Origin of the sequence: Corallococcus sp. EGB, from assembly GCF_019968905.1 — a bacterium.
GTDB lineage: Bacteria > Myxococcota > Myxococcia > Myxococcales > Myxococcaceae > Corallococcus.
On the sequence record NZ_CP079946.1, the window covers coordinates 6146959 to 6162187 of the forward strand.

19 protein-coding genes and 1 tRNA gene are annotated in these 15229 nt (G+C 69.5%); 12 read left to right on the plus strand and 8 right to left on the minus strand.

All coding sequences use genetic code 11. The features are described 5' to 3' along the window. Window positions 1–38 precede the first annotated feature (38 nt). Entirely contained in the window at window positions 39–659 is a 621-nt protein-coding gene (locus KYK13_RS25205) for a class I SAM-dependent methyltransferase (RefSeq protein ID WP_223634338.1), read from the plus strand. 175 nt (window positions 660–834) lie between these two features. Next, window positions 835–1260: an OsmC family protein gene (locus KYK13_RS25210; RefSeq protein ID WP_223634341.1), complete on the plus strand. Its 426-nt coding sequence runs from the start codon at window positions 835–837 to the stop codon at window positions 1258–1260. An 18-nt stretch (window positions 1261–1278) separates the two neighbouring features. Here KYK13_RS25210 and KYK13_RS25215 read toward each other — a convergent pair whose 3' ends face one another. Then, window positions 1279–1521: a hypothetical protein gene (locus KYK13_RS25215; protein WP_223634344.1), complete on the minus strand. Its 243-nt coding sequence runs from the start codon at window positions 1519–1521 to the stop codon at window positions 1279–1281. A 122-nt stretch (window positions 1522–1643) separates the two neighbouring features. On the opposite strand from KYK13_RS25215, the gene KYK13_RS25220 reads away from it, so the two are divergent. The 6 genes from KYK13_RS25220 to KYK13_RS25245 all read left to right on the plus strand — a co-directional run bounded on the left by KYK13_RS25220 (window position 1644) and on the right by KYK13_RS25245 (window position 7037). Then, the gene (locus KYK13_RS25220) at window positions 1644–2219 is read left to right on the plus strand and encodes an RNA polymerase sigma factor (RefSeq protein ID WP_223634347.1); all 576 of its coding nucleotides are present in this window, start codon (window positions 1644–1646) and stop codon (window positions 2217–2219) included. A 3-nt stretch (window positions 2220–2222) separates the two neighbouring features. Beyond that, complete coding sequence (locus KYK13_RS25225; RefSeq protein ID WP_223634351.1) at window positions 2223–3020, plus strand: hypothetical protein; 798 nt, start codon at window positions 2223–2225, stop codon at window positions 3018–3020. Further along, window positions 3017–4663: a caspase family protein gene (locus KYK13_RS25230; RefSeq protein WP_223634353.1), complete on the plus strand. Its 1647-nt coding sequence runs from the start codon at window positions 3017–3019 to the stop codon at window positions 4661–4663. Before KYK13_RS25225 ends, KYK13_RS25230 begins: the two co-directional genes overlap by 4 nt. Further along, the gene (locus KYK13_RS25235) at window positions 4663–5319 is read left to right on the plus strand and encodes a hypothetical protein (protein ID WP_223634355.1); all 657 of its coding nucleotides are present in this window, start codon (window positions 4663–4665) and stop codon (window positions 5317–5319) included. The genes KYK13_RS25230 and KYK13_RS25235 overlap by 1 nt, the downstream gene beginning before the upstream one ends. Window positions 5320–5536: 217 nt before the next feature. Beyond that, window positions 5537–6028, plus strand: a complete 492-nt coding sequence (locus KYK13_RS25240; RefSeq protein ID WP_223634357.1) for a hypothetical protein — start codon at window positions 5537–5539, stop codon at window positions 6026–6028. A 76-nt stretch (window positions 6029–6104) separates the two neighbouring features. After that, a complete protein-coding gene (locus tag KYK13_RS25245) occupies window positions 6105–7037 on the plus strand; it encodes a DUF4382 domain-containing protein (protein WP_223634359.1) in 933 nt (310 codons plus the stop codon). A 12-nt stretch (window positions 7038–7049) separates the two neighbouring features. Here the strand turns inward: KYK13_RS25245 and KYK13_RS25250 are convergent, their stop codons facing one another. Further along, window positions 7050–7598, minus strand: a complete 549-nt coding sequence (locus KYK13_RS25250) for a YceI family protein (RefSeq protein WP_223634361.1) — start codon at window positions 7596–7598, stop codon at window positions 7050–7052. Window positions 7599–7751: 153 nt separating this feature from the next. On the opposite strand from KYK13_RS25250, the gene KYK13_RS25255 reads away from it, so the two are divergent. Next, window positions 7752–8657, plus strand: coding sequence for a LysR family transcriptional regulator (locus tag KYK13_RS25255; protein ID WP_223634363.1), 906 nt, complete (start codon window positions 7752–7754; stop codon window positions 8655–8657). Window positions 8658–8765: 108 nt separating this feature from the next. Next, on the plus strand, window positions 8766–9461 hold the full coding sequence (locus tag KYK13_RS25260) for a pirin family protein (protein ID WP_223634365.1): 696 nt from the start codon (window positions 8766–8768) through the stop codon (window positions 9459–9461). A gap of 111 nt (window positions 9462–9572) precedes the next feature. Here KYK13_RS25260 and KYK13_RS25265 read toward each other — a convergent pair whose 3' ends face one another. Beyond that, window positions 9573–10115 (minus strand): DUF2378 family protein, encoded by a 543-nt coding sequence (locus tag KYK13_RS25265; protein WP_223634367.1) that lies wholly within the window; start codon window positions 10113–10115, stop codon window positions 9573–9575. Between the two features lie 395 nt (window positions 10116–10510). Between KYK13_RS25265 and KYK13_RS25270 the strand changes: the two genes are divergently transcribed. Together KYK13_RS25270 and KYK13_RS25275 are read left to right on the plus strand one after the other, a co-directional pair. Further along, entirely contained in the window at window positions 10511–10678 is a 168-nt protein-coding gene (locus tag KYK13_RS25270; RefSeq protein ID WP_223634369.1) for a hypothetical protein, read from the plus strand. Window positions 10679–10699: 21 nt separating this feature from the next. Continuing rightward, complete coding sequence (locus tag KYK13_RS25275) at window positions 10700–11014, plus strand: pyruvate formate lyase family protein (RefSeq protein WP_223646747.1); 315 nt, start codon at window positions 10700–10702, stop codon at window positions 11012–11014. A 450-nt stretch (window positions 11015–11464) separates the two neighbouring features. On the opposite strand, the gene KYK13_RS25280 is transcribed toward KYK13_RS25275, so the two are convergent. The 5 genes from KYK13_RS25280 to gap form a co-directional block, all read right to left on the minus strand. Beyond that, window positions 11465–11546, minus strand: a tRNA-Leu gene (locus KYK13_RS25280). A gap of 85 nt (window positions 11547–11631) precedes the next feature. Continuing rightward, the gene (gene secG / locus KYK13_RS25285; RefSeq protein WP_223634371.1) at window positions 11632–12054 is read right to left on the minus strand and encodes a preprotein translocase subunit SecG; all 423 of its coding nucleotides are present in this window, start codon (window positions 12052–12054) and stop codon (window positions 11632–11634) included. 85 nt (window positions 12055–12139) lie between these two features. Then, window positions 12140–12901, minus strand: coding sequence for a triose-phosphate isomerase (gene tpiA / locus KYK13_RS25290; protein WP_223634372.1), 762 nt, complete (start codon window positions 12899–12901; stop codon window positions 12140–12142). A gap of 36 nt (window positions 12902–12937) precedes the next feature. Continuing rightward, the gene (pgk, locus tag KYK13_RS25295) at window positions 12938–14131 is read right to left on the minus strand and encodes a phosphoglycerate kinase (RefSeq protein ID WP_223634374.1); all 1194 of its coding nucleotides are present in this window, start codon (window positions 14129–14131) and stop codon (window positions 12938–12940) included. 55 nt (window positions 14132–14186) lie between these two features. Then, window positions 14187–15200: a type I glyceraldehyde-3-phosphate dehydrogenase gene (gap, locus tag KYK13_RS25300; protein ID WP_223634376.1), complete on the minus strand. Its 1014-nt coding sequence runs from the start codon at window positions 15198–15200 to the stop codon at window positions 14187–14189. Window positions 15201–15229 lie beyond the last annotated feature (29 nt).

The following is a 15229-nucleotide window of genomic DNA, read 5'->3' on the forward strand; positions in this document are numbered from 1 at the left end:
TGTCTCATTTCCTGACGCGGTGGAGTCTGTGTCTCGCCATGGTCACGGCGGCCTGCGCCTGCCGCTCGGAGAGCAAGGCGGAAGCGCCGCCCGCGCCGGTGGCGGCTACCGCGCCGGAGCCGTCCGCGGAGATGCATGGCGTGGGGGGCGTCGAGGGCGTGGATGCCGCGTATGACCGCTCCCGTCAGCCCGCCCGGTTCGTGGCCGCGCTGGGGCTTTCGCCGGGACAGCGGGTCGCGGACGTGGGGGCCGGGCTGGGCTACTTCACGCCGCGGCTCGCGGACGCGGTGGGGCCCACGGGCCAGGTGGTGGCCACCGACATCGACGGCGAAGCCATCCAGCGGCTCCGCGCGCGCATGCTCGGCCGGAGGAACGTCGAGGTGCGCAAGGTGGAGCCGGACGAGCCGGGACTCGAAGGGGGCGCGTACGATTTGATCCTCCTCTCGGAGGTGGATCACTTCTTCGCGAACCGGGTGGACTCCCTCACGCGGCTGCGCCCCGCGCTCACGCCCCAGGGCCGCATCGCGGTGACGCACCTGCGGGCCATGAAGCCGCCGCTCGTCGCCGCCGCGCAGGCCGCGGGCTACGCCATCGTCTCCGAGGTCAACGACCTGCCCGACCACTACCTCCTCTTCCTGCGGCCCACCGTCAGCCGGTGACGGCACAAGGACACCAACCGTCCAGAACCCAGGCCTTCGCGCGCGGGAGCGTCCAGTCTCGTGCACAACCCGGCGCACGTCCGCCAACAGGACCGCCACGCAGGGGCGGGCGCTCTACCTTCCGGCGCGCGAAGACGCGGCAGGGCGCCGCGCGGCGCATGGGGAGATGAACGCCATGGGTATCAGCAAGGGCAGTGCGCAGTGGAACGGCGGGTTCAAGGACGGCAAGGGCAGCATGAAGCCCGGCCACGGCTCGGACGTGCCCTTCTCGGTCGGCACCCGCTTCGAGGGTCAGCAGGGCAGCAACCCGGAGGAGCTCATCGGCGCGGCGCTCTCCGGGTGCTTCTCCATGGCCCTGTCGGTGGGGCTGGAGAAGGCGGGCCTGAAGCCCACGCGCATCCAGACGAACGCGGACGTGCACCTGGACAAGCAGGGGGACGGCTTCGCCATCACCACCATCGAGCTGACCACCGAGGCCACCGTCCCCGGCGCCAACGACGCCCAGTTCCAGAAGATCGCCGAGGAGACCAAGAAGGGCTGCCCCGTCTCCAAGGCGCTCGCCGGCGCGAACATCACGCTGAAGGCGAAGCTCGCGACCTGACGGGCCCGCCCGCCAGCATCAGCCGCCGGCGCACGCGTCCCGGCAGTCCTGCCGGCACGCGACGACCTCCGGGGTGTTGCCCACGCAGGTCGCGTAGCACGGGTTCAGGCACGGCGTGAGCTCATGTTCCGCCGTGCCGGGCTCCTCGCCGGTGGGCTCTGGCTCGGGGTCCCTCCCGTCCTCCACCGGAGGCCTGTCCGGAGGGGGAGCATCCGCGGGGCCACAGGCCACCAGGAGCCCCCCACGACGGCCAGCGCCCACCGCGTGTTCCTCCGAAAGAGCACCCCTTCCGCCTGACGGTGACGGCCGCAACCTAGCCGCGAAAGCGGGTGGAAGAATCCATTCCCGTGGCCGTTTCCTCCGCCAGGAGGTCTTCTGGCCAGGTGGGTGAGACGGACGAAGTCACGGACGCGGTGCGGCGCGCGACACGGGGGGAGTCGTCCGCCTTCAGTGAGCTCTATCGTCGCACCCGCCCCCTTGTGGCGCGGCTGGTCGCCAGTTTCGGCACATTGGATCCCGACGAGGCGGAGGACGTCCTCCAGGAGTCCTATGTGCGGGCGTTCCGGGGGCTGGCGCAGCTGAAGTCCGCGGGGGCCTTCACCCCGTGGCTGTTGACCATCGCGCGCAACCGGGCGCGCACGCGACTGGAGCGCCGCAGCCTGCTCCAGCGGATGGAGGAGGAACTGTCGGACCCGACGCCGGAGACGGTGCCGGCCCTGCCACCCACGCTCCAGGTGGAGCGCGACATCGAGGTGGTGCGGCAGCTCATCGCGGAGCTGCCCGAAGGCGAGGAGAAGAAGACCGTGCAGCTCTTCTACATCGAGGGTCAACTCTCCGCGCGGGAGATCGCCGAGCAGTTCGGCGTGGGCAAGAGCACCATCACCATGCGGCTGGAGCGTTTTCGTGGGCGCATCAAGCGCGAGCTCCTCCAGCGGGTGCTCGCCGGACGGTGGGATTGAGCCATGAGACACCTGGATGCCGCCGCGATGGCCGAGCTCTCCGCGCGCGACCCCGCCGCCGTGGCCTGGTTCCGCGAGCACCTCGCCTCGCCCTGTGAGGTCTGTGAGACGTTCCTCGCCACGCACGCGGATCCACTCGACGGGCGGACGGACGCCCTGCTCCTGGCGCTCGCGCCACCGCGAAAGCCTGGAGCAGAGGACGCCGCCATCCTGCCGCCGCTGCGCACCCCGCCCCGCGCCCGCCGCTTCGCCCCGCCGCCCGGACGCTACTGGGGCTGGATGGCCGGCGCGCTCGCCGCCTCCGTGCTGATGGTCGTGCTCGTGCCGCGCGTGAAGGGCCCTGCACGAGACACCCACGCAGGGACGGGCGTGAAGGGCCCGGGCCGCATCTCCCTGGAGCTGGCGGTGGTCGCCCGGAGCACCGACGGCGGCCTGCGCCGGCTGGACTCCGGGGCGGACGTCGCGAGCGACGAGGTGCTGCTCCTGCGCTACCACGCGACGGAGTCCGGCACCGCCCTGCTCTACCAGCAGCGCGGGCACCAGGCCCCGGAGCTGCTGGGCCGCTTCCCCCTGGACGCTGGCACGCACGACCTGGAGGGCCCCGACGGCCTCACGGGCGTGAGTCTGGAATCGGACGAAGGCCGGCTGTCGCTGGTGCTGGTCGCCTTCGCCGCCGGTGAGCCCTCCTCGGAGCAGGACGCACTCGCCGCACTCTCGGCGGACGGAACCCCGGAGGCACGCCCGGGCACCGTGACAAGGTTCGACGTGCGGGTCCAATCCGGTCAGACTCAGGCCCCGTGAGGCGCCTGCTCCCCCTGCTGCTCGTCCTCCTCTGCGCCTGCGCGGGCCCGTCCGCGCCGGCCGGAGACAAGGGCGGGCTCGTTCCGCTGCGGCTCGACGCGGCGGACCTGTCGCGCGCGTACACGCCCCGGCGGCTCGCGCTGCTCGTGGGGGTGTCGTCGTTCGATGATCCGCAATGGCGCTCCCTGCGATTCTCCGCCAAGGACGCCACCGACCTCGCCGCGGCGCTGAGGGACCCCGCTCGGGGCCACTTCGACCAGGTGCGCGTCCTCACGCGCCCGGAGGAGACGACCCGCGACGCCATCCTCGAAGCGCTGCGCCAGCTGCGGCGCGAGGCCACCCGGCCCGACGACGTGGTCATGGTGTACCTGTCCGCGCACGGCACGCTCGCGCGCGACGGCCGGGGGGAGCTCACGCGCTACCTCGTCACGCGCGACGCGTCCTACCGCGCCATTCCGCAGTCGGCGCTCTCCATGGACGCGCTGAAGGCGGAGTTCGAAAAGCTGCCCAGCCGGCGCCGGCTGCTGGTGCTGGCCACCTGCCACAGCGGCAGCGGCAAGTCGCTGTTGCCCCGCGAGCTGGAGGAGGAGCTCGCGGGCATCAAGTCCGGCTTCTACGCGCGCCCCCTGGAGGAGTCCTCGCGGGCCTCCATGGTGTTCGCCGCCAGCGACTGGGGCGAGACGGCGCGCGAGGACGAGGGGCTGCGCAACGACATCTACACGTACTTCCTCATCGAGGGCCTGAACGGCGCGGCGGACCGCAACGGCGACGGCGCCGTCACCGCCACGGAGGCGCACGACTATTCGCGCCGCCGCACCTTCGCCTTCACGGAAGGGCGTCAGCGGCCGTCCGCGGAGATCCTGGAGGTGGGCGCGGATCCGGTCATCCTCGCGGGCCGCATCGACCGCGCGGGCCAGCCGGAGCTCTTCTCCTACAACCCGCGCCTGGACGGCTTCCTGCTCAAGGTGGACGGCGAGCCGCGCCTGGAGCTGCCGGGCGGCGCCGCGGTGGGCCCGGGCCGGCGCACGGTGGAGCTCACCAAGGGCGACGCCGTGCTCGTGCGGCGCGAGGTGGAGGTGGGCCGGGGCGAGCGCCTGCCGCTGGAGCGCCTGCTGTCGGAGACCATTCCGCGCCGCTCGCTGTCGCTCGTGGGCGGGATGATGTCCTTCGCGGATGGCAAGAGCCGGCGGGAGCTGCTGCCCGCCGCGTCCCAGGTGGGCGTCGTGCTGCGGCTGGAGGACCTTCCGCTCCAGAACCTGGGCCTGCTCCTGGACGTGGAGCTGGGCCACGGACGCAAGAAGCTCCAGGTGGCGCCGGGCAGCGAGGTGCCCTTCGGCTACACCTCGCTGACGCTGGGCGCGGCGGTGCCGTACCTCTGGCGCTGGGAGCGGCTGACGCTGTTCGCGGGGCCGCGTGTGGCCGCGCTGTACCTGGGCAGGTCTTTTGACGTGGAGGCCTTTTCGGGAGGCCAGCGCTACTTCACCGTCAGCCCCGGTGTGGTGGGTGGGCTGGCGTTGCGCCTGGGGGAGCGGCTGGAGCTCACCGCCCAGGGCCACGGGATGCTGACGTACGTGGTGGTGGACGGACGGGGACAGGCCGTGGGCGTCATCGGCGGAAACGCCGGCGTGGGGTACCGCTTCTGATGCGTCACCAAGGCCTGCTCCTGACGCTGTCCTCGCTCGGGCTCCTCGGCCTGGGTGCGTGCGGCGGCCTGGACAACGACCCCTTCCGCGCGGGCACCGTGCGCGGCAGGCTCACGGAGTTCGACCCCGCCGTCGCGCTGGTGTCCGTGGTCGGCGCGCCCGACGTGCGCAGCGGCGTGGACGCGCAGGGCCGCTTCGCGCTGTCGGACGTGCCCGCGGGCCCGGCGGAGCTCTTCATCGTGGCCACCGTGGACAAAGCCGCGCGCGTGCCGCTCACCGTGCAGGGCGGTCAGTCCGTGGACGTCCAGGACGTGGCGCCCCGGGCCGCTGGCACCTTCTTCGTGAAGCTCCATGGGAAGGGCAGCCGGAAGTTGACGGACGCGACGGCCACCGTGGACGGCACGCCCATCCAGGCCACGCAGCTCGATGACAGGGCCCCCCACTCCCTGGGGCCCATGCCCGAGGGCTGCTACGGCGTGAGCGTCTCCGCGCCGGGCTTCGTCTCCACGGCTGTCCAGGGCTGCGTGGACGCGGGCAAGCAGACGGTGCTGAACGTGGAGCTCGTCCCGGAGGGCTCCTCCGGCGAGGAGCGCTGCGCGTTGATGGGCTGTGAGGATGACAGCCACTCCGCGATGCACAACCGCGACGCGCGATGACCTGACGACAGGCACGGCAAGACGTCTCGAGCCCGCGATGGCTTCCGCTGTGGATCAAGCTTTCCGCGACAGCATACGCATCCAGACATCGCGTCCACGCGACCTTCGCCGTCCGTCTGGAGTTGTGGCCACCTCGCGAACTCGCGGGTCTTCCTGGCAACGAGGCGCTCCCACCGACGAAGGGGCCCCCGTAGCCTCGTCTCACAGGAGAAATATCATGCGTATCCCGACCGCTTCCGCGGCATGGATGGTGTTGTGCGCTGCGATGCTGACCCTTGGCTGCGGCGGCCCCACGCAGGCGGAGGAGCCGTCGCTCGTGACGGGCGATGACAACCTGGGCGGCGCCGCCGGAGAGGCGTCCGACATGGACGGTGGCACCGCGCCGGGGAACGGCGGGAAGATCACCCTGTGCCACATTCCGCCCGGCAATCACGCCAACGCGCACACCATCACGGTGGGCGTGCCCGCGGCGGCCGCGCACCTGCGCCACGGCGACACGGTGGGCGCCTGTGGCGATGGCGGTGAGACGCCCGCGGATGGCGGCAGCGGCGAGCCCGACGCGGGCACGACGGATGGTGGTTCGGGCGGCGGCATCGACGCTGGCCCGCAGTGCATCCCCGAGGGCGGCGAGTGCACCACCGAAAGCGAGACGGGCTGCTGCGGTTCGCTGTCGTGCCAGGAAGGCCATTGCTGGCCTGTCATCGGCTGACCGCGCGCCATTGCCGTCCCGAACGCGAGCGGCTCCGGCCGCCGCGTTCACCCCTGATTCCAACCAAGGATTTTTCATGAACCCCCTGCGACACCTGACCTCCACCCTGCTGCTGGCCACGGGCCTGCTGTGCCTCACGGCGTGCGGCAACAGTGACAAGGCCCACGTCACACTGAAGCTGACCGACGCCCCGGGCGACACGTTCGAGAAGGCCGTGGTGACCATCTCGAAGGTGTACCTGAAGGGCAGCGCGGAGGGAGACGCGAACGGCAAGGGCGACGTCGTGCTCTTGAGCGAGCCCGTCACCACCGACCTGCTCACCCTGGCCAACGACGCCGCAGACCTGGTGAAGGACGCGGAGGTGCCGCCCGGCACCTACAAGGAGCTGCGCTTCGTCATCACCGGCGGCTACGTCCAGGTGAAGCAGGATGGCGGAAGCCGCATCTTCGCCACCTCCGCCAACTACGAGGGGCTGCCCGCGGGGGCCCACGTGGACGGCGACCTGCAGATGCCGAGCGCCAGCAGCTCCGGCCTCAAGGTGAAGTTCGACAAGGACGCCGACGTGAGCATCACCAGCGATGAGGACCAGAAGGTCATCCTGGTGGACTTCGACGTGGCGCAGAGCTTCGGCAAGGAGGCCGGCAACTCCGGCCGGTGGGTCATGCGGCCGGTCATCAAGGGCGCCGACCTCAAGTTCTCTGGCAACGTGCGGGTCACGCTGGAGGCGGGCAGCGTGTCCCTCCCCCAGGGTCCGGCGCAGCTGGCCGGCTTCTCCGCGGTCCTCATCAACGCGGAGGGCAGCCGTGAGACCGTGTCCTTCGCCGCCAGCACGAACACCCGCTACGTGGCGGACTTCAACTACCTGCTGCCTGGCACCTACCAGGTGGAGCTGGTGGGGCCGGCGGGCGTGTCCTTCACCACGGACCTCGCGCGCCCGGCGACCGCGACGGTCGGCTCGGGCACGGAGTCCGACGTGCACTTCGTGCTGACGTCCTTCACCGTCCAGTGACGGCTCCGGGGTTCAGGCCGCCTTCTCGCCCGACTGCGCGCGGACGGCCTGGACCTCGAGGGCGATTTCAATCTTCTCCCCCACCAGCACGCCGCCCGCCTCCAGGGCCTGGTTCCAGGTCAGGCCGAAGTCGCTGCGGTTGATGGACGTCTTCGCCTCGAACGCGGCCTTGGTGTTGCCCCACGGATCCTTGGCGATGCCCAGCTGCTCGGTCTCCAGGACGACCTCGCGGCTGATGCCGCGGATGGTGAGCTGGCCCGTCACCTTCAGGTGATGGCCGGACGGCTCCACCTTCGTGCTCTGGAAGGTGATGGCCGGGAACTTCTCCACGTCGAAGAAGTCCGGCGAGCGCAGGTGGTTGTCGCGCGGCTCGACGCCCGTGCTGATGCTCGCCGCCTCGATGGAGACGGACACGGAGGACGCCGCCGGGTTCGCGTCATCCAGGGTGAGGGTGCCGCCGAACTTCGTGAAGCTGCCGCGCACCTTCGCCACCACCATGTGCCGGACGGTGAAGTGGATGCCCGTGTGCGTGGTGTCGATGTTCCAGAGGGTCGAGGCCATGGTCGTCTTCCTTGTCGTTGAGCGCCGCGGCAGCGGCGGTGTGTTTCAACGAAGCGGAAGGTAGCGGCCCCCCACGTTCCGGATTAGACGGGACGGACAGGAAGCACTGTTCCATCGCTGGAACAGTCACCCGCGCTCCCGGGGAAAAAGGCCATGGACCTCAACGAACTCCTCGTCTTCGCCCGGGTGGTCCAGGCCGGCAGCTTCACGGCGGCGGCGAAGGCGCTGCGCATGCCCAAGTCCACGGTCAGCCGCAAGGTGTCCGAACTGGAGGAGCGCGTGGGCGCGCAGCTGCTCCAGCGCACCACGCGCACGCTGCACCTGACGGAGGTGGGCCGCGCGTACTACGCGCACTGCGAGCGCATCGTCGCGGAGGCCGAGGCCGCGGAGCTGGCGGTGACGCGGCTTCAAGCGGGCCCGCACGGGCTGTTGCGCGTGACGACGCCCCTGTCGGTCAGCTTCCTGGCGCCGCTGGTGGCGCGCTTCATGGAGCAGTACCCGGACGTGCAGGTGGAACTGCTCTGCACGGACCGCGCGGTGGACCTGATGGAGGAGGGCTTCGACGTGGCGGTGCGGGCCGGCCGGCTGCCGGACTCGTCGCTGATGGCGCGGCGGCTGGGGGACATCGAGCGGCTGGTCGTGGCCTCGCCCGAGTACCTCCAGGCGCGGGGGGCGCCCAAGACTCCGTCGGACCTCACGAAGCATGACTGCCTCTTCTTCGGCACGTCGCTCCAGGGGAACGTCTGGACGCTGCACGCAGGCGGGCGTTCGGTCGACGTGAAGGTCTCCGGGCGGCTGGTGGTGAACGAGCCAGACATGCTGCGCGCGGTGACGTCGGAGGGCACCGGGGTGGCGCTCATCCCGGGCCAGCAATGCCTCGAGGACCTGGCGTCCGGGCGGCTCCAGCGCGTGCTGCCGGACTGGAGCTCCGCGGGCGCGCCAGTGCACGCAGTCTACCCACCCACGCGCCACCACGTGCCCAAGGTGATGGCCTTCGTGGAGGTGCTGCGCGAGCACTGGCCCGTGCAGCAGGAAGTGCTCAAGCGGGCGAAGCGCTGAGACAGTGACGACGTTTCGTTCCGTGGATGGAACGATGTGTCCCGAGGTTCACGTCTGGCCAGGGGGCGTCCCGGAGCGCATGTTGTGCCTCGAAAGGAAACACACACCATGCTCAACGTTCGCCCTTCTGAAGCTCGCGGTCACGCCAACCACGGCTGGCTGGATTCGCATCACACCTTCTCCTTCGCCAGCTACTTCGACCCGGAGAACATGGGCTTCCGCGCCCTGCGCGTCATCAACGAGGACCGCGTGCAGGCCGGCGAGGGCTTCGACACGCACCCGCACCGGGACATGGAGATCATCACCTACCCGCTGAGCGGAGCCATCGCGCACCGGGACAGCACGGGAGGCCAGGGGCTCTTGCGAGCCGGAGAAGTGCAGCGCATGACTGCCGGCACGGGCGTGATGCACAGCGAGATGAACGGCTCCAACGAGGACGTCCACTTCCTGCAGATCTGGATCATCCCAGAGAAGAAGGGCCTGAAGCCGGAGTATGAGCAGAAGCTCTTCCCGGAGAAGGACCGGCAGGGACGCTGGCGCGTGGTCGCCAGCCCCGACGCTCGCGAAGGCAGCCTCACCGTGCACCAGGACGTGCTGCTCCACAGCACGCTGCTGAGCCCGGGCGAGAAGGCGGAGTACACGCTGCCCAAGGGGCGTCACGCCTGGGTGCAGATTGCACGCGGCGCGGGCACGCTCAACGGCGTGGCCCTGAAGGCCGGTGACGGCGTCGCGGTGTCCGACGAGTCGAGCCTCGTGCTCAGCGCCACCGAGCCGCTGGAGGCCCTGCTGTTCGACCTGGCCTGATGCGAGGGCCACGAAGAAGGCCCCTGGATCCATGCGTGGATCCAGGGGCCTTGTCGTTTCCAGCGCCCCACGGCGTCGAGCGAGGAAGGCCTTCTCCCTCTCCCTGGTTGATCAGGGAGCCCAGTGGATGCGGTAGGAGCAGGCGTGGCCGTCGAAGTCGAAGGGCTCCACGCGCAGGTTCCGGGCGCCGGCCCTGGTGAGGCCCGCTTCGATGATGCCGCGCAGGTAGCCCGGGTTGCCGTTGCACTCGTTGACGCGGATGATGTGGTGACCGGGGCCCTGGGTGAGCAGTTCGGACTGCATGTAGTTGTTCACCGTGGCGAAGCTCTCCTGGATGCGCACGACGACGCGCTCGGGGCCGAAGATGGGCCACATGGACACGAGCGCCTTGCCAAGCGCGGTCTGCTCCAGCCCCTGGATGATGCCGACGCCCAGGCGCCGGTAGCCCTCGCCCGGCTCTGCGTCCGGATACAGGTGCTCGACGGTGACGCGGAGGGCGTCCGCGAAGCTGGACCGGGAGGTGTTCCGCGGCTCCTGCGAGTCCAGGTCGAGGCCCACGTCGCGCAGCTTCGCCCGCAGCTCCGGAGTGAAACGGTCGCCAATGGAGCGGAAGAGCCCCTCCACCGTGTGGCGATAGACGATCTCTGTTTCCACGAAATCCCCCAGCCCCGGCCCGGCGGTCCCATTCCGCCAGGGCGCACCGGAGCGTAACCCATCCACTTCGTGAACCCGAAGCCCTCCAGGGCTACGACCCGGGTCTGAGACGTCCCATCGATGTTTCACAGCCGCTGGCGATACGTCGCGATTCTTGGATTTCCCGCTCGGGCGGCTCCCCCTCCAGCCCTCGAGGGCACTGCCACACAAAGACACATCCACATGACAGCCGCGGCACTCACGGACCCAGCTCGGGTCGACGGGAACCGCTTGAAATGAATGCCATACGGGACCCGCCTCAGTGGGCTTCCCCGACATCGACCTTCGACTTGTCGTGACATGACAATGATTGGTCGGGGCTTGATCGATGGCTCGCCCCTGAGCTCATCCCTGGGATGCTGCACAGCGGTGATGACGTGGGCCAGGGAACGCAGCCCACGGCGGTGGCCGGGAAGGCCGGGCGCGCGTGGAGCAGCGAGGTGGTGCTCCAGGCTGCGTGGGACTGCGCCTGCGACGGCTGCTACGAGCCGCAGCTCGTCGGACAGAGCTGGTTCACGCTTTGAGGGACGACGGCGCAGTCGCCGCTGGAGGCCGCGCTCAACGAGGGCAAGAGCTGGAGCAAGGCGGGTCCCATGTACTTCCGGGGCCAGCGCGTGTCCTTCACCTCGCCGCCGCCGTCAGCCATCCAGACGTTCGAGCAGCTCCAGGACCTGTTCTTCCAGCATGTGAGCTGGATGCACGCGAAGCAGGGGGACGGCATGGTGGGCATCATCGGCACCATGAGCGCAGTGTGCCCGTCGCCGTTGCTGTCGGTGTTCATGGACGACTGCATTGACAAGGGATTGGACCTTTACGGAGGAGGAGCCCGCTACATGAGGATCCCCAAGGCCAACCCGTGAATCACCAAAAGGAGGGCTTCGTGCATGCTGTGCGGTTACACCGGCGCGGGAGCAGAGGGCATCACGAGCGGGGCGCCTACGGACTTCAATATCCGCGAGGGCTTCTCGGCGAGCTCTACTGGAGCGAGAGGCTGCACGCGTTCGCCCCCCGACTGGATTCGAACATCCTGACCATCACCTGAGCCAACCCGGAGACCTGCGAGCACGCGTCGAAGGCCCCGGCGAAGTACGGTGTGCTCTGGGTGTGCATGGGAGGCACGTCGGCGTTCGGCGTCCCGAAATTCCGCCGGGCAGCAGAAACAGCACCAGTTCCGGCGGATCAGCACGCGTGAAATGGGGCGCTCCGCCGCAGACCGTGAGGCACCTCATGGCCGACGGCGCCTCCTTCGCAACTGGCCCAGAAACGACAAGAGCCCCCGAGTCTTTCGACTCGGAGGCTCTTGTTCGGAGTGCCCAGGGCGGGATTCGAACCCGCACACCTTTCGGCGCCACCCCCTCAAGATGGTGTGTCTACCAGTTCCACCACCTGGGCGTTTCGGCGGGGTCCATGTACCGGACCCCGTGGATTCACGCAACAACCATTTCAACGGTCGCGTGAATCCGGTGCTTCCCGACCGCTACTGCGCGGGCGCAGGGGCCGGCGCGGCCGGCGTCGTCGGCGCGGGAGCCTGCTGCTGGCCCTCCGCCGGCGGCGTCGCGGAACGCTCCTGCTCCACCGCTCCCGGGGCCGCCGGAGCCGGCGTGGTGGCTCCCGGCGTCGCGGGGGCCGTCTTCGCCGGCGGCGTCGCCACCGAACCCGCGGCCACCGACGAACGCAGGCCCACCATCGACAGGCCCAGCGACGTCAGGAAGAACAAGCCGGCGCAGACGCCCGTCAGCTTGCTCAAGAAGGTCACCGCTCCGCGCCCACCGAAGGCGCTCGTCGCGGCGCCGCCACCGAGGGCGGAACCCATGCCGGCGTCCTTCCCCGGCTGCAACAAGATGACGAAGATCATGAACACGCAGAGCAGGACGTGCACGATCGTGAAGAAGGTCAGCATGGGTGTTCCCAACGCTCCGTGAAAAGAGGGCGCAACCTACACAAAGTGCTCAAGGGGTGACAACTTCTAACGGGACCCGGCAGCTTCAGCCAGCCGCCTTGACGATGGCCACGAAGTCGGCCGCCTTGAGGCTCGCTCCCCCCACGAGCGCCCCATCCACGTCCGGCTGTCCCAGCAATTCCGCCGCGTTGTCCGGCTTCACGCTGCCGCCGTACTGGATCCGGACCCGGCCGGACGTCCCCTCGTCGTACATCCGGGTGAGCAGCCCCCGGATGGCCGCGTGGACCTCCTGCGCCTGCGCCGTCGTGGCCGTCTTGCCCGTGCCAATGGCCCACACCGGCTCGTACGCCAGCACGAAACCCGCCACGTCCGCCGCGGAGAACCCGTCCAGCGCGCCCCGCACCTGGCGCTCCACCACCGTGAGCGTCTGGTTCGACTCGCGCTCGGCCAGGGTCTCGCCCACGCAGATGATCGGCGTCATCCCGGCGGCCTTCACCGCCTTGGCGCGCTTGTTCACCGTGGCGTCCGTCTCCCCGAAGAACTGCCGGCGCTCGGAGTGCCCCACGATGACGTAGGCGCACCCCAGCTCCACCAGCATGGGCGCGCTGATTTCACCAGTGAAGGCGCCCGAGGACTCCCAGTGGCAGTTCTGCGCCGCCAGTTGGATGGGGGCTCCCTCCAGCGCGACGTGCAGGGGCTGCAGCGCCACGAACGGGGGCGCGATGGCCACCTCCACCTTGTCGCCCAACGCCGCCACCGCGCCGCGAAGCTCCCGCACCAGCGCGAGCGCTTCCGGCACCGTCTTGTTCATCTTCCAGTTGCCAGCGACGATCTTCCGACGAGCCATCGTGGTGTCTCCCCCGGTGCGTACCGCGTGGGTTGCCTACTTCGTCTCCAGCGCCTTGATGCCGGGCAGCTCCCGGCCCTCCAGGAACTCCAACGACGCGCCGCCGCCCGTGGACACGTGGCTCATCTTGTCCGCGTAGCCCATCTGCTCCACCGCCGCCGCGCTGTCGCCGCCGCCAATCACCGTCGTGGCGTCCTTGTTGATGGCCATCGCCGCCGCCACCGACCGGGAGCCCTCCGCGAACTTCGCCACCTCGAAACGGCCCATGGGCCCGTTCCACACCACCGTCTTCGCGTCGCGGATGCGCTGCGTGTACATCGCGCGCGTCTTGGGCCCGATGTCCAGGCCCATCATGTCCGCGGGGATCTCCTGATCCGGCGTCTCCTGCACCGGGCCGTTGCCGTCCGGATCCGCGCAGACAATGTGGTCGATGGGCAGCACCAGCGGCGTCTTCAGCCGCTTCGCCGTGTCCAGCAGCTTCGCCGCCAGCGCCAGCTTGTCGCCCTCCTCCACCCGGCTCTTGCCCACCTCGATGCCCTGCGCCTTGAGGAAGGTGTACGCCATGGCGCCGCCCACGAGCAGCGCGTCCACCTTGGGCAGCAGGCTCTCGATGACCTTGATCTTGTCGCTCACCTTGGAGCCGCCCAGGATGGCGATGAAGGGCTTCTGCGGGTTGCGCAGCACCTTGTCACCCAGGTACTCGATCTCCTTGCGCATCAGGAAGCCGGCGGCCTTCTCCTTCACGAAGGGCACCATGCCGGCCGTGGACGCGTGCGCGCGGTGCGCCGTCCCGAACGCGTCGTTGACGTAGACGTCCGCCAGCGCCGCCAGCTCGCGCGCGAAGGCCTCGTCGTTCGCCTCCTCCTCCTTGTGGAAGCGCAGGTTCTCCAGGAGGAGCACCTGCCCCGCCTTCAGGTCGTTCACCTGCTTCTTCACGTTGTCACCCACGCAGTCGTCCGCGTGGATGACCTCGTGCTTGCCGCCCAGCAGCTCCGCGAGCTTCTCCGCGACGAGCACCGTGGACAGCTTGGGGTCCGGCCCCTTGGGCCGACCGAGGTGGGACGCCAGGATGACCTTGCCGCCCATCTCCAGCGCGCGCCGGATGGTGGGGAGCGCTTCGCGGATGCGGGTGTCGTCGGTGACGCGGCGCCCCTCCAGCGGGACGTTGAAGTCCACGCGGATGAAGACGCGCTTGCCGGTCAACTGCAGGTCATCGATGTAGCGGATCATCTTGGGTGTCCCTTGTGCCTGTCTCGGTCAGCCTGGGGTGCCAGTGCGGTGCGGCTTACGCCACGCCCTTGGACACGAGGAACTTCGCCGTGTCGACCATGCGGTTGGAGAAGCCCCACTCGTTGTCGTACCAGGCCATGACCTTGAGCAGGTTGTCGCCCATCACGAAGCAGTTGGTGGCGTCGAAGATGGCCGAGTGCGGGTTGCCGTTGTAGTCCACCGACACCGTCTGCGCGTCGCTGAACTCGAGCACGCCCTTGAGCGGACCGTTGGCGGCGTCACGCATCGCCTTGATGACCTCTTCCGGGGTGACCTTCTTGGTGGTGTTCACCGTCAGGTCCACCAGGGACACGTTCGGGGTGGGGACGCGGACGGAGATGCCGTGCATCTTGCCCTTGAGCGACGGGATCACCTCACCGATGGCCTTCGCGGCGCCGGTGCTGGTGGGGATCATGGAGAGCGCGGCGGCGCGGGCGCGGCGCATGTCCTCGTGGGTGAGGTCCAGGATGCGCTGGTCGTTGGTGTAGCTGTGCACCGTCGTCATCAGGCCCTTCTCGACGCCGAAGTTGTCCACCAGCACCTTGGCGATGGGCGCCAGGCAGTTGGTGGTGCACGAGGCGTTGGAGATGATGTGGTGCTTGGCCGGGTCGTACTCGTGCTGGTTGATGCCGTACGCGATGGTCATGTCCGGGCCCTTGGCCGGCGCGGAGATGATGACCTTCTTGGCGCCCGCGGCCAGGTGCTTCGCGGCGGCGTCACGGGCGGTGAAGCGGCCGGTGCACTCCAGCACCACGTCCACGTTCATGGCCTTCCACGGCAGCACGGAGGGGTCCTTCTCCGCGGTGACGGCGATCTCCTTGCCGTTCACGACGATGCCCTTGTCCGTGTGGCTCACCTCGCCCGGCCACGTGCGGTGCACGGAGTCGTACTTGAACAGGTGGGCCAGCGCCGACGGCTTGTCGAGGTCGTTGATGGCGACGATCTCGAGGTCTTCCTTGCGGCTGAGCGCGGCGCGCAGGATGCAGCGACCGATACGACCGAAGCCGTTGATGGCGAGCTTGATGGCCATGGTGTTTCCGTCTCCTTGAAGGGCGTGGG

Coding starts and splice junctions, on each gene's coding strand:
- KYK13_RS25270 (WP_223634369.1), top strand. CDS start 10,511: ATGCTGCACAGCGGTGATGACGTGGGCCAGGGAACGCAGCCCACGGCG.
- KYK13_RS25250 (WP_223634361.1), bottom strand. CDS start 7,598: ATGGCCTCGACCCTCTGGAACATCGACACCACGCACACGGGCATCCAC.
- gap (WP_223634376.1), bottom strand. CDS start 15,200: ATGGCCATCAAGCTCGCCATCAACGGCTTCGGTCGTATCGGTCGCTGC.
- tpiA (WP_223634372.1), bottom strand. CDS start 12,901: ATGGCTCGTCGGAAGATCGTCGCTGGCAACTGGAAGATGAACAAGACG.
- secG (WP_223634371.1), bottom strand. CDS start 12,054: ATGCTGACCTTCTTCACGATCGTGCACGTCCTGCTCTGCGTGTTCATG.
- KYK13_RS25245 (WP_223634359.1), top strand. CDS start 6,105: ATGAACCCCCTGCGACACCTGACCTCCACCCTGCTGCTGGCCACGGGC.
- KYK13_RS25235 (WP_223634355.1), top strand. CDS start 4,663: ATGCGTCACCAAGGCCTGCTCCTGACGCTGTCCTCGCTCGGGCTCCTC.
- KYK13_RS25205 (WP_223634338.1), top strand. CDS start 39: ATGGTCACGGCGGCCTGCGCCTGCCGCTCGGAGAGCAAGGCGGAAGCG.
- pgk (WP_223634374.1), bottom strand. CDS start 14,131: ATGATCCGCTACATCGATGACCTGCAGTTGACCGGCAAGCGCGTCTTC.
- KYK13_RS25260 (WP_223634365.1), top strand. CDS start 8,766: ATGCTCAACGTTCGCCCTTCTGAAGCTCGCGGTCACGCCAACCACGGC.
- KYK13_RS25210 (WP_223634341.1), top strand. CDS start 835: ATGGGTATCAGCAAGGGCAGTGCGCAGTGGAACGGCGGGTTCAAGGAC.
- KYK13_RS25255 (WP_223634363.1), top strand. CDS start 7,752: ATGGACCTCAACGAACTCCTCGTCTTCGCCCGGGTGGTCCAGGCCGGC.
- KYK13_RS25240 (WP_223634357.1), top strand. CDS start 5,537: ATGCGTATCCCGACCGCTTCCGCGGCATGGATGGTGTTGTGCGCTGCG.
- KYK13_RS25225 (WP_223634351.1), top strand. CDS start 2,223: ATGAGACACCTGGATGCCGCCGCGATGGCCGAGCTCTCCGCGCGCGAC.